Below are 13172 nucleotides of genomic sequence, written 5' to 3'. Positions count from 1 at the left end.
GCCTTTTTCCAAAGACCATATTCTGATTGACATAATCGAGAGCTACATTTATATATAGGTAATGGTTTTTGATACCTATACACTTCTGCCCCTATCAGGTTTCAAGTAGCTTTAGGGGTGAGGTTACAATAATTATTTGTTAGTCATCTCAAATAATGGCGCCTCACAATTGCAAAGACTAAAAACTTGACAAGCTGTTTTCGCTACCATTTCAGGAGTTGGGTTATCGTTTAATGGCGTTCCTTCTGGTTGTTTTTGTAGACTCCACAGCATTAACCCTGCGGCATTATTTTTAATAACAGCCTTGATAAGAACTATATAGTAGAAACGTTATTTTACCACCTATCGAAGCGACATTTACTATAATTCCTTGTCGGCGCCCTCGAAAATGTGGCAATATCGGACGTGTCACTGCCATTAACCCAAACACATTCGTCGCAAATTGCCGCTCTATTTCTTCAGATGTACACGCTTCAAAGGCGCCTATCAACGCATAACCCGCATTATTTATTAAAACATCAATGGCGCCAAACTTTTCTATCGCTGCTGTAATCGCTGGTTCTATCGTCTCACTTCGCGTTACATCCAATGGTAAGCACAATATATTTGGTACTGAAGTACCTATTACGATGGGGTTCCGCATCGTTGCGACTACGTTCCAACCCTGACTAGAAAATATTTTTGCCGTTTCTAAACCAATACCACTTTATGACCTGTTATCAATACTGTTTGATTTTTACTAGACATAGTTTATACATCAATACTTAGACAGGCTACTATACTGCATATTTTAAAAATAGTAACCATATAAATAAGTGCAACGAGTTAAAGCACAAAGCGATGAAAAGGACTATAATAATATTATTAATTTTTACAGGAACCCTTATATTCTGCAATAGTCAAAACAACTATTATATATCTCACTTAAACAGTACGAACTTACAGTCTAACAGAACGGCGCCGCCAACAACCGGAATTCCAGAAAAAAGAGAAGCTGGCATTATAGAATCCAACTTCGAGATATATTAATACTTATTTAATCAGGGTTACAAAATTTACCAATTAAAATTATGAATAAACAAGTACAAAAAACCAGGTTTTCCGGAAACCTGGTTTTTTAAATGAAGTCTACATCTAAAGTACCCAAAGAAACCGGGTTTCTATGCAAAGTCGTTGTTTTATATTACAAGGTATCAACTTTGAAACCCGGTTTCTCAGAAATATGAAAACGGAAGCATCTAAATATGTTAAGCAACTCGTCATCATATTCGCACGATTATTTGTTAGCTGACTTAAAGCAGCGTCGCATTATTGAAAAAATTGCCAAGAAGTACGTACATGGGACTTCGGTCAGTTGGGAGGATGCGGTGCAAACTGGTTATATAAAGATTTTAGAAGCTTATTCAGTGGGTAGGTTTCGTCATGGGGATTCAGAAGACTTTTCTCGTTGGGCGACAGTTGTGGCACGATACGAGATAATAGACTTTGTACGCAAAGAGTTACGCAAACAGTGTCAAAGTCTAAACTCCCTTGTCCCAGGAACCGACATATCTATATTAGATAACATTTCTGACGATTTTAACTCTTTCGATGCAGTCGAACGTGCGGACTTTACATTACAAGTCACCAAAGCAGTAAAAAATCTAGACCAGCGTTATCCCGAACGGGGGTACTTAAAACTTTGGCAAGGACTAGTAAAAGGAACCAAGCAAACCCAACTTGCCCAAGAACTTCAAGTCACGCAACCCGAAATTTCCCGAAGACGCAAAGAATTAGCGTTACGTGTCGTCATTGAGTTAGGATTAGCGCAACCTAATTCTAGCAAACACAAAAATCAAAAACAACCCAACCATTCAGAACGGCGCCGCACAAAAAACATATGGTAGGGGCGGGTTAACCAATATCATAAAATTAGACGCAAATCACGTAAACCCGCCCCACACATCATAAAATTAGACGCAAATCACGTAAACCCGCCCCACACATCATAAAATTAGACGCAAATCACGTAAACCCGCCCCACATATCATAAAATTAGACGCAAATCACGTAAACCCGCCCCACACATCATAAAATTATATGCAAATCACGTAAACCCGTCATTACATAAATTTGTAAAATAACCAGCATATAAAAACGCGGTTAAACGTTATCTTTATAACGCAAGTTTTTAAACTAATTGATTATGATACAACCATTACCTGGTGAAATTTGGGAACTTAATACAATATCAATTCCTTCGTGCCATCATCAGGCGCCAAGATATGTCATGATTATTACAGAACCAGAAGAAGTAGTATTACCAACTGTCTCTGTAATGCTACTTTCAGAAGAAACAAATTTTCTGAGTGAAATTGATATATTAATTCCCAGTTACATTTCTGGGTTACAAAAAGACTTACTTGCCGAAACTTGGTTAGTCTTTCCCATGTTCGTATGCGATTTACGTCACCCCACAGGCGCCCGCTTATCATACCAAATATATGAAACACTATTAAATATAGGAGACTCACACCATTACTTAACAGAACTCCCATGCTCACATCATATCCAAAGCTTAGGACTTCAACAAGGTAGTCAAACACTTGTAAATAACGACATCCTCAAAGGGTTTCATACAAGTGAACAAAGTAAAATCAATAAATTCAAGGCGCCAGCACTATGTAATAATCAACACAGTATAATGCAAATGGCAGAACAGGTATTAAATCAAGCAGTGCAAACCGAGCAAGACTTAATAGATACCACACGTCATAACATTATCGAATTTATCCCAAACACCTTGACACCAATTACTCTCAGTCACTGGTTACAAAATATACATTCACCCGAATGGCAAATTCCAACTCAAACACAAAAATTAGCAGTTGCAACCCGCAGTGTTAATCATCGTGAGTACACAATATCGACAATTGATGAGATTTCCACATTAATAAAACAATTATCGCTTCTAAAAGATGAATCTCAAAAGCGTAGCATTGCAAAAAGACTGAGTGAAATTGGCAAAGATAATCAAAACGTGAAGCAAGCACTAATAAAGTTATTACAAACGACTCAAGACGACGAAACGTTGTGGACAGTAGTCGAGAGTTTATGGCAAATAGACCCAGGAAACTCAGCAGTGGCAGTACGAAGAGTCAAATTAATCGACTTAGGAATTCAGCTAGCAGGAGAAGGAATAGCTCTAGCTATCGCATTAATCCCAAAAATCAACAATCGATTTGGAATATTATTACAAGTGTACCCAACAGGAAGAGAAATTTATTTACCACCACAATTAAAGTTAGCTCTACTCGAAACAACAGGTAAAGTGCTAAAAAAAGTAACAGCACAACTAGCAGATTTCTTTATACAAATTAAATTTAGCGGAGAACTTGGTGAAGCTTTCAGCGTTAAAATTTGTATAGGAGAAGCCGAAACTACCGAAAATTTTATCATTTAACATTTTGCCTGACTGGCATAGTAATGACAAATTCTGCTCCATTTCCGGGTGTCGAGTAACACTCTAATTTCCCCTTATTGTAATTCCGTAATAATTTGATAGCTTATAGATAACCCCAACCCAGTCCAATACTGCTCGGTTAAGGGAGAATGAAGGGTAAAATAAAGAGAATTATGTTCTCGTTTCATACACGAGAACATAGCAAAGTTTATATAAACGTATAAAAATCTACGCGCATATCGTTAGTCGCGTTCAACTTAGCTTTATATATATAGATGTCAAATGTTACTATTGTTTCTTTACTTGTTCGGTTTCCACTACTTTTTATTCCAGAAAACCGAATCAGAGATAAAGAGAGCAAATGATTACAGGTATCGCGGCAATCAGTAAGGTGCCATACTATTTTTGTCGAAAGCCAAGAGTCAAATTTACAACCAATTACCAACTAGAACATATGGCGCCCAATAAAGAGGAAGATTTAACTCTTTATCTTTGAGTAACTCTAATTGAGCTAGTTGTAAAGCTTCGGCTGTTGATTTACCTGTTTTTAAGTAATAATAAAATTTCTTAATAAGTTCTGCTGTAGAACTGTCCTTAATTTGCCATAACGATGCTAGTGTACTACGGGCGCCTGCACGTAACGCAACTCCTGCTAAACCTAATGCCGCGCGGTTATCTCCAGCAGCTGTCTCGCAAGCACTAAGAACGAGTAATTCTATTGGTTCAGAGCGTTGCCACTCTCTACTTTTGAGTAATTTATCTAGCTCATCTACGTAAATACGTCTATCTGACGCAAGAATAAAAGTTTCTTTTGCTTTTGAGCTAAATTTTCCGTGAGTTGCCAAGTGAACAACTCGGAAAGGTTGAGTGTTGATGGTTTTTTCTAAAATTGTACTTTTGAATCTATTATTATATAATGTGACTGTTGATACGCCTAATTCTTGAAGGGCTTTTAGTTCTATTTCAACATTGGGTAGTGGTGCAAACTGTTCACCTTTGGGCATTTGCGATAGTCCTCCTGCAAGAACATTTAAACTTTTCCGTGCGAGGGGTTTGGGGGTGAATAGTTGTAGACCTGGACTCATAGCAACAGCATATTTTTCTATCAAGTATTTTTGCTCAATATTATCGTATAATGCAGCCATCGGAATATTCCTTAAGGCGCCATCCGGGATAAATACCAAAGTTTTAACTTTACTTTTTTTAATCTGAGCTTCAACTGGTTCAATTAACCATTTATAAAGCTGTTGGGAAGCTGTTTTAAGTTTCCGTATTTCGTCAGGTTCAGATATATTATATCGTATTTCTTTAATAACTTGTTCTACTTCTTGACTACTAACTATAGAAGTTTTATTTATTAAAGGTTGCTCAGGTAATTTAAGAATTATTTCGAGTTGATTATCTAGAATAATTGGGTAAATAATGGCAGTGTCGGCTTTAATGTTGTCTACCACTTTGTCAAGTACAACAAATTGGTTGTTTAAGCAAGCTTCACGAAAATAATTGTCTAATTCTGCTAATTGTAAAGCTTCTATTCGTCTGCGTGCTTTATCTAAATCAGGTTTGTTTTCACCTTTTTCTTGCAGTAATAGTTCTACTGACTGACGGTAAATAGGTTCAATGCTATCACGGAAATTAAATTGTATTTCTCTGTTCGCTCCTGCTAAGTCTGTGCGGAAAGTAGAGAGCGTTTCAACTGACGCATCATAAGCTTTTATCGCTTCTGGAATGTTAAGCTGTGCTTTGAGTATACGTCCTAACTGCCATTGCCAACGGTAAGTAATATCCGGTGCATTAATTTGTTGAGATAAAGATAATGCTTCACGTGTTAATTTCAAAGCTTCTTGCCACTGTTTGTTTTGCTCGTAAACCGATGCTAAATTACCTAGTGCATATGAAAGCGCGCGCGCATCATTTAAAGCTTTTGCTTGTTGTACGCTAGTTGCTAAAATAGAAGCAGCATCTTTTTTATCAGCAATTTTTATTATAGCGCGCGCAAAATTAATTCGGGCATATATACCAGTGTTATTAGTAGGTAAACTTGGTAATTGAGATTGAATTGCACTAATCAACGTTTTTGCTTCTGCTATTCGTTTATTATTGATAAGCAAGTTTAATTGATTAATTTGAGCTTGGACTTTTAAAAGCGGGTTCGGCGCCGTATTTGCCGCATTTTGATAATGTATAATAGCGTCGTTAACATTACCTAATGCAAAAGTAGTATTACCAAGAGAAAATTCTGTCAAACTAATTTCTTGTGGTAATTGTAGACGTTGAGCTATTTTTAAGCTGTGTTGTAAATTTTTCTGAGATTCTTCTAAACTACTTAACTGTTGCTGAACATTACCAAGCGAACGTAATGCACTTACCTTAAGAACCGAGTCTCTTTGTAGTTGTAACTCGGTAGAGACTGATTTTAAAATATCGAATGCACGACGGTTGAAACCAGAAACTCGCAAAGCTTGTGCTTGGTTGATACGACTGCATAAAACACCTGTACTATCGCCTAACTGGCGCCAAAATTTCTCCGTATGTTTGGCTGTTTCATATGCTGCGTCTGACTTTCCTTGTCTGAGTTGTTGTCCAGCAAATATATCTAAAGTCGGCGCCAAAACTTTGAGTAATTCTGACTTAGGGTTGTTGACTTTTAACACATAATTTCCTGTATCCCATCCAAGTAAATTTAAACTAATATTAATAGTTTCGGTCGCTTGTTTCCATAATCCTAATTGCTCTAATATAAGAGAATGATTGGCTTGCGATTCTGCTTCTCCCAAATTATCACCAGATTGTTTGTAAATGAGAATAGCTTGTTGTAAAATACGAGAAGCATCGCTAAGATGCCCTGCTTGAAATAAATTTTCTGCTTGGTCAACAAGTTGTTGTGCTTTAGTTTTATCTGCGATAATTTGGCTTTTAAATTCTAAATTATTATGTTGCGGTTGTTTCGCAACAGTGCTAGGGATAATAATTAAGAAAAAAGCAAAAATGAATAATGCTAAATTAATCGCTGCTATCTTAACTATCTTTTTTGAAAGTTTAAGTTTCATATCTTAATAAAATAAAATTTTGTAAAGGCTATTAGTTCATATTAATGAGTCTAAATTAAACTTATTAATAGATAAAATATTTTTTTTGCAGCAACTTCACCAGTCCTACAGCCACCTTCCATATTATATCCCTGAAACTTTTGCAAACAGTGTTCACCTGCAAAAAAGAAATTACCTACGCTTTGTTGTTCAGCGTATGATATACTCGTCCATTATGCAACTAAATAAGATGAGTAAATCAAACTCTGCTAAACATCGAATAGTCAAGCTTTGTGTATAATTAATTACGACCAGCAGTTAAGATGATAGTTAATTATTTCCGCGCGTTTGTCATAAGTTTGATTACAGCTAGTGCCCTAGTTACTAGCTTTGTAGTGAAATCCCTAGCTCAAATTAATCCAGACACAACCTTACCTAACAATTCTAGTGTTAGATTAGAAGGGAATACGAATATTATTGAAGCTGGAACAACACAAGGAGGTAATCTTTTTCATAGTTTTTCCGAATTCTCTGTTCCTAATGGCAGTACTGCTTTCTTCAATAATACACTTGATGTTCAGAATATACTAGCACGAGTAACGGGTAATTTTATTTCTGATATTAATGGATCAATTCGCAGCTTGGGTAAGGCGAATCTGTTTTTGATTAATCCTAACGGCATTATATTTGGTCAGAATGCTCGGCTAGATGTTGGTGGTTCTTTTCTTGCTACATCCGCTTCGGGCATAAAATTCGCCGATGGCTTTGAATTCAGTGCAAAAAGTTCTCAACCTACACCTTTATTAAGTATTAGCGTTCCTATTGGTTTGCAATTTGGCGCCAATCCTGGTTCTATTCAGGTACGGGGTAATGGTAAGGGAGCAAGAAATTTGAATTCTCCTATAATTAATACGCAAGATGCTTTGCGAGTACAACCCGATAAAACTTTAGCGTTGGTTGGTGGAGATATTAATTTAGAAGGGGCAACATTGAAAACTGCTGTCTTCTGAATCCTCAAGAACGATATAATATAAGCGAAGACTTTTATTTATAGTTATGCTTGTTCACTGCTTACCATTTAAGGGAAAATTAAATGATTAGGAAAAAAACTCGATACCTTGCGACATTTGCAGTGCCAGCAAAAGAAGATGAAGACGCATTAGCTTGCCCCGTTATGTTAGAGGAACTCTCTGATGCGGAATCAGAGGCAATTTGGGGGGGTACAACAATTGGGTACGGTTACACGGAATTAAACGCAGAAGGTTCCCCCGAACCAAAGCCTTTCATATTTTTTAAAGGATCAACATCCAGCAAATCCTAACGGGGTGGCAATCTAGCTTAAAAACCTTCGAGCAAAGATTATAAAAGAGTGACCGCTCGAAAGATAAAAGTAAATTCAGAACTAAGTCCAAAGAAAAATAAGACTTGTGTACGAAACTTATTGATAATAAAATCAATAAAGTCTAAAAATGGTGTTTATCTTTTTATGGCACACACGCTTAAAACTATTGCTGTATCTCAGGTTATGGAGTTTTTGTCACCCTCCGAGGTAATATAATCGCTCTGATCATCATGACTTACGCATTTGGTATTTTGTACCAGTTGCGTAAGTCCTGCATTAAATAAGATTATAACAAAGATATAAAATCATCAACAATTACAATACCTTTGCCAAAAACCAGTTAAGATGATAATTAATTATTTTCGCACGTTTGTTATAAGTTTGATTACAGCCAGTACCCTAGTTACTAATTTTGTAGTAGAATCCCTAGCTCAAATTAATCCAGATACAACCTTACCTAACAATTCTAGTGTTAGATTAGAAGGAAATACAAGTATTATTGAAGCTGGAACAATACAAGGAGGTAATCTTTTCCATAGCTTTAAGGAATTTAATATAGAAAATAATAATGAAGCATTCTTTAACAATGCCGCTAATATACAAAACATAATTACTAGAGTTACAGGTCAATCAGCTTCTAGTATTAATGGTGTAATCAAAGCTAACGGAGAAACAAATTTATTTTTAATTAATCCAAATGGTATTATATTTGGTGAAAACGCAAGCCTTCAAATCGGAGGTTCCTTTATTGGCAGTACTGCAAACGCAATTCAATTTGGCAATTTAGGAGCATTCAGCGCAACTAATCCAAAGGTGCCCACATTATTAACAATCAATCCTTCAGCGCTGTTGTTTAGTCAAAATCAAGCTAGTTCGATTGAAAGTAATTCCGTTGCACCTTCTGGCAATAATCTATCAAAGGAATTTACTGCATTAGGTTTGCGCGTACCAGATGGAAAAAGTTTATTATTAGTTGGCGGTGATGTCAATATTAATAACGGAGGATTATATGCTTTTGGTGGACGAGTTGAGTTAGGGGGTTTAGCGAGTTCGGGAACTATTGCGTTAAAAAAAGACGGTGATAATTTTAGTTTGAGTTTTTCAGACGGGCTAAATAAAAGTGATGTTTCTCTCAGTAATAATGCTAAAGTAGATGTGCGTGCGGGCAATGGTGGAGGTATTGCGATTAATGCTCGTGATTTAGTTTTGACAGGTATCAGTGAGGTATTAGCTGGAATAGTAAGCGGAGGTACTGATAATAGTAGAGCTGGAAATATTGATATTAATGCAGCTGGAACAGTGAATATTCAGAATAGCGATATTGTCAACTATACACTCTCAAATACAAAAGCACAGGGAGGTGATGTCAATATAAAAACGAACACTTTAAGATTAGAAGATGGAGGACGAGTTATTGCTAATACACATGGCAGAGGTCAAGGTGGGAATTTAAAAATTGATGCGACCTCAAAGGTAGAACTGTCAGGTTTAAATACTGTTAATGGTCTTTATATCAGTAGTTTGGTTGTTCAATCGGTAACCAAAGAAGCAACGGGGAATGCAGGAAGTTTGACAATTAATACCCCTGAATTGCGAGTCTTGAATGGAGCGGAAATTAGTGGTAGTACTGATAGTGCGGGCCGAGGTGGAGACTTGATAGTTAATGCAAATAAAATAGAAGTAATCGGTACATCAAGCGATGATTATGTTAATGTTAGTCAAATCTCTACTCAAGCAGAGTCAACCGCAAAGGGAGCAGCAGGAAATTTAATAATCAAAACAGACGAGTTGCTAGTACAAAACGGGGGAGAAGTTAGTGCTAGTACATTTGGTGCAGGTACTGGTGGAAATCTGAAAATTGATGCTACCTCACTTGTAGAACTGTCGGGTCAAAGTACTGTTGACAGTAGGCGCAGTGGTTTGTATGTTCAACAAAATATCTTAGGTGCAACGGGGAGTGCAGGAAGTATGACTATTAACACTCCTGTTTTGCGAGTCTTTGATGGAGCGCTTGTTAGTGCTAGTACCTATGGTGCAGGTACTGGTGGAGATTTGACAGTTGATGCAGGTATTATAGAAGTAGTCGGTACATCAAGCACTGGTTATAGCAGTAGTATAACTACCCAAGCCTTTTCAACGGGAGCAGCAGGAGATTTGATAATTCATACTGATAAGTTGCTTGCACAAAATGGGGGATTTGTTAGTGCTAGTACGTTTAGTGCAGGTACTGGTGGAAATTTGAAAATGGATGTTACATCACTTGTAGAACTGAAGGGTGTAAATTCTTTTGATAGCAGATTTGCCAGTGGTTTGTTTGTTATACAAAGTACCGAAGGTGCAAGGGGAAATGCAGGAAATTTGACACTTCATACTGATCGGTTGCTAGTACAAGATGAGGCAACAATAGCTGCACGAAGTTTGGGAACAGGAACCGCAGGGAACTTAACTATAAGTGCTAACTCGATCAATTTAGATAAAAATGCTGTATTCACAGCAGATACGCGCAGCAATAAAACTGATATTACTCAAGCAACAATTAACATTAATTCACGAGAGTTAATATTACGTCGTGCTAGCAGAATTACCACGAACGCTACAGGTCGTGATGTAATAGGTGGTGATATCAATATAAACACTTCGGTGTTTGGCGCCTTAGAAAACAGTAACATTACCGCCAATTCAGCTTCGGCACGCGGTGGTAATATAAATATTAAAACTCAAGGACTTTTTCGCAGTCTAAATAGCGCAATTACAGCAAGTGGAGCAACGAGTGAACAAAACGGCAATGTCAACATTGTAACTATACTAGACCCTAGTAGAGGTTTAGTGGAAATACCAATTAATTTGGTTGACCCTAGTGGACTCATTTTAGCTAGGTGTTCTCCAAGAAACTCTTCAACTCCAAATTCTTTTACCGTTACAGGTCGTTCTGGCTTACCAATTAGTCCAGAAGATTTATTACAAGATGTTAATACGATTGGAAGTTGGATAAGGTCAGAGAATTCTCATAGGGGCAAAATTGAGCAACCAATACAAGCGCAGATAGATAAGACTAGGAATCAAATTGTAGAAGCTAGTGGTTTAAAGATTGATGACCGTGGTCAAGTATATTTAGTTGCTAGTACACAAAATGCTCAATCTCAATACCTGCCATCACAATCTCATTTCTGTCATAATTAAAGTAGTTCTTCTATCTCAGAATAAGCATATATTAAGCGTTCGGATAGTTGACGAATTAAAAATTCTTGAAAAACTACACTTACTTGAGGGTTTTCTTGTTGCATTTTGTAAAGGTTCATTTTTGTTAAGTGATATATTTTGCTATCTTGGTCGGCTATTGCAGATGTTTTATAGCTGGTGCTGAGATAAAAAGCTGTTTCTCCAATAATTGTTCCGGCGCCTGATGTTTGTAAGCGTCGAGTTTGTCCATCATCGAGTTGTAAAAAAGTTGTAATTTGCCCTGACTCAATGAAGCAGAGCGTATTTGATGCTTGATTTTGAGTAAATAAAATTTGATTAGCATTTACTTGTACTCGTTCTAAATAACTCATGAAGCATTTTACTTGGTTAGTATCATTAAAAATTTTATTAAATTGAAGTGCTAAAGGAAGTATGCCAGGGAGTTTTAAAGAATATTTTTCGATGATTTTATTTTCGCAATATTCGATACCTCTGTCTAAGTCAGGCAAAATTTGGATAGATGTATCATTATGATTAATACAACCACCAAGAGTAAGTTGTTGTAAAATATTTGAGTGAACATGAGTTAAAATTATATTGAAGTTATATTTATTTGCAAGCTGTTGAATTTTTAAAAAGCTGAGAACAATAGAGGAATCCAAACCATTGACAAGACGGAAGTCTAAAATCAAAAACTCGATGGTAGGGAGGTCAATATTTTTTAATCTCAGTTGAATTTGTTCTAATAATGTGTTTGCCCTACCAAAAAAGATATAGCCCTGTAAAAGTAATATATAAATTTGGTCGCCTTTTTGTTTTAAAAGTCTCTGCTCTGCTCTTTGACGCTGCACTTTACTTTTATATGTAGTGCCTTCTAATGTATTACGCACTATTTGATAACGACTGTAGTTAAAAGCAAATAAAGCGCAGGAGATAATAATACCAATACCAACACCCGCAATAAAGCCCCAAATTGTAGTAATAGCAAGAATTACAATAATTATAGCATATTCAAGTCGAGGAAATTTAAACCAAGCACTATAAACCCATTCATGTAAAAGTTTAAAGCCAATTGTTAATAATAAACCACCTAAAACGAAACGCGGAATATAAGTAAAAATACTCGAGCCAAATATTAGTATAAAACCACAAAATGCGGCTGTGGTTAATCCTGCAACTCGACTATTGGCACCTGCACTTTGGTTAAGCAAGCTACGATTAAGAGATAAATGTCCTACCATCCCACCACATAGACCAGTAAAAATATTAGCAATACCGTTTACACAAAGTTCGTGGTCAAGATTACAATCATGCTGAACGGCAATTTCAATTCCAATAGCGTTAAGCAAAATTGCAATTAACACTACTATTACCATTGCAAATAAAGTCCCGCTTTCGTTCAATAAGACTTGCCAATTTACTTGTGGAACTGTTGATATCCAAAAATTCCAAGAATTGTGGTTTGGCATAGATTCAAGGAACCAACCTTGAGATGAATGGACTGTATCTGAAATAAACAACCAAAAAAGATCAAACAAAATAATTGTCAAAAGTAACATAACTGGCATTGTTAAAACATGACGAATATATTTTGTTGCAATAATGGTGGCTACTGAAAAAATTAATCCTGGCAACCAATGTATAAGTATATCCTCTTGGAATAAATATGATAATTTATTCCACTCTAACGGTACACCTGCCATTACTTTAAATGAACTACGTGTAATTAGCCAACCTGTACCAGCAAGAAACCCCCCCATCACAGTGTAAGGAATAAAACGTGCCCAACGCGCGCTCTTTGATTTGCCGATTAAATATAAAACCAAACCCGTTAAAATTGATGAAAGTGCAATCGCTGCCCATACTGTTGGTAAAGTATTGACTTCTACAGAATCTTTTGCACTAACTTGTTCAGTGATATCATAAACCATCAACGCTAAAATTGCAGCAGAGTTAGAATCTGGACCTGCAATTACAAATTTAAGTTTACTAAAGTATGAAACAAAAATACCTGTAATCAATGAACTAATTAGTGCGCTTGTAACTCCTTGCGAAAAATACGGTGCCAAAACTCCCGAAAAAATCAGTGCTGCGAACGAGATACTATAAGCCAGTGTTACTAATCCAGTTGTAGTGCCAGCAAATAAATTTATAACTATTTGTTTAAAGCTCAACAATT

Annotated in this window: 10 protein-coding genes; 5 read left to right on the top strand and 5 right to left on the bottom strand. The window is 36.4% G+C overall.

What is annotated here, in order from left to right; translation table 11 throughout:
- Window positions 1–132 precede the first annotated feature (132 nt).
- Window positions 133–273, bottom strand: a complete 141-nt coding sequence (locus tag DSM106972_RS51165; protein ID WP_158632764.1) for a hypothetical protein — start codon at window positions 271–273, stop codon at window positions 133–135.
- A 19-nt stretch (window positions 274–292) separates the two neighbouring features.
- Window positions 293–679, bottom strand: a complete 387-nt coding sequence (locus tag DSM106972_RS04325) for an SDR family NAD(P)-dependent oxidoreductase (protein ID WP_325052153.1) — start codon at window positions 677–679, stop codon at window positions 293–295.
- Window positions 680–1244: 565 nt separating this feature from the next.
- On the opposite strand from DSM106972_RS04325, the gene DSM106972_RS04320 reads away from it, so the two are divergent.
- Together DSM106972_RS04320 and DSM106972_RS04315 are read left to right on the top strand one after the other, a co-directional pair.
- Window positions 1245–1886 (top strand): sigma-70 family RNA polymerase sigma factor, encoded by a 642-nt coding sequence (locus tag DSM106972_RS04320; RefSeq protein ID WP_127079217.1) that lies wholly within the window; start codon window positions 1245–1247, stop codon window positions 1884–1886.
- Window positions 1887–2185: 299 nt separating this feature from the next.
- The gene (locus tag DSM106972_RS04315) at window positions 2186–3442 is read left to right on the top strand and encodes a DUF1822 family protein (RefSeq protein WP_127079215.1); all 1257 of its coding nucleotides are present in this window, start codon (window positions 2186–2188) and stop codon (window positions 3440–3442) included.
- Window positions 3443–3870: 428 nt separating this feature from the next.
- Here the strand turns inward: DSM106972_RS04315 and DSM106972_RS04305 are convergent, their stop codons facing one another.
- The gene (locus DSM106972_RS04305) at window positions 3871–6492 is read right to left on the bottom strand and encodes a CHAT domain-containing protein (RefSeq protein WP_127079213.1); all 2622 of its coding nucleotides are present in this window, start codon (window positions 6490–6492) and stop codon (window positions 3871–3873) included.
- Between the two features lie 50 nt (window positions 6493–6542).
- Window positions 6543–6695 carry an FAD-dependent oxidoreductase gene (locus tag DSM106972_RS55665; protein ID WP_127079946.1) on the bottom strand — a complete coding sequence of 51 codons (153 nt, stop codon included), beginning with the start codon at window positions 6693–6695 and terminating at the stop codon, window positions 6543–6545.
- Between the two features lie 99 nt (window positions 6696–6794).
- On the opposite strand from DSM106972_RS55665, the gene DSM106972_RS04295 reads away from it, so the two are divergent.
- From DSM106972_RS04295 to DSM106972_RS04285, 3 genes are all read left to right on the top strand, one after another.
- Entirely contained in the window at window positions 6795–7481 is a 687-nt protein-coding gene (locus tag DSM106972_RS04295) for a filamentous hemagglutinin N-terminal domain-containing protein (protein WP_127079211.1), read from the top strand.
- A gap of 83 nt (window positions 7482–7564) precedes the next feature.
- Window positions 7565–7792, top strand: a complete 228-nt coding sequence (locus tag DSM106972_RS04290; RefSeq protein WP_127079209.1) for a hypothetical protein — start codon at window positions 7565–7567, stop codon at window positions 7790–7792.
- A gap of 366 nt (window positions 7793–8158) precedes the next feature.
- Window positions 8159–10993 carry a two-partner secretion domain-containing protein gene (locus DSM106972_RS04285; RefSeq protein ID WP_127079207.1) on the top strand — a complete coding sequence of 945 codons (2835 nt, stop codon included), beginning with the start codon at window positions 8159–8161 and terminating at the stop codon, window positions 10991–10993.
- Here DSM106972_RS04285 and DSM106972_RS04280 read toward each other — a convergent pair.
- Window positions 10990–13170 (bottom strand): SulP family inorganic anion transporter, encoded by a 2181-nt coding sequence (locus DSM106972_RS04280; protein WP_127079205.1) that lies wholly within the window; start codon window positions 13168–13170, stop codon window positions 10990–10992. The genes DSM106972_RS04285 and DSM106972_RS04280 overlap by 4 nt on opposite strands.
- Between the last annotated feature and the right edge of the window lie 2 nt (window positions 13171–13172).

This window comes from Dulcicalothrix desertica PCC 7102, from assembly GCF_003991905.1.
In the GTDB taxonomy this organism is placed as follows: Bacteria; Cyanobacteriota; Cyanobacteriia; order Cyanobacteriales; family Nostocaceae; genus Dulcicalothrix; species Dulcicalothrix desertica.
This window is presented reverse-complemented; position numbering and strand designations above follow the sequence as displayed.

Excerpts from the sequence above, each read along its gene's own strand:
- DSM106972_RS51165 (WP_158632764.1), bottom strand. The coding sequence starts at position 273 with ATGCTGTGGAGTCTACAAAAACAACCAGAAGGAACGCCATTAAACGAT.
- DSM106972_RS04320 (WP_127079217.1), top strand. The coding sequence starts at position 1,245 with ATGTTAAGCAACTCGTCATCATATTCGCACGATTATTTGTTAGCTGAC.
- DSM106972_RS04315 (WP_127079215.1), top strand. The coding sequence starts at position 2,186 with ATGATACAACCATTACCTGGTGAAATTTGGGAACTTAATACAATATCA.
- DSM106972_RS04305 (WP_127079213.1), bottom strand. The coding sequence starts at position 6,492 with ATGAAACTTAAACTTTCAAAAAAGATAGTTAAGATAGCAGCGATTAAT.
- DSM106972_RS04295 (WP_127079211.1), top strand. The coding sequence starts at position 6,795 with ATGATAGTTAATTATTTCCGCGCGTTTGTCATAAGTTTGATTACAGCT.
- DSM106972_RS04290 (WP_127079209.1), top strand. The coding sequence starts at position 7,565 with ATGATTAGGAAAAAAACTCGATACCTTGCGACATTTGCAGTGCCAGCA.
- DSM106972_RS04285 (WP_127079207.1), top strand. The coding sequence starts at position 8,159 with ATGATAATTAATTATTTTCGCACGTTTGTTATAAGTTTGATTACAGCC.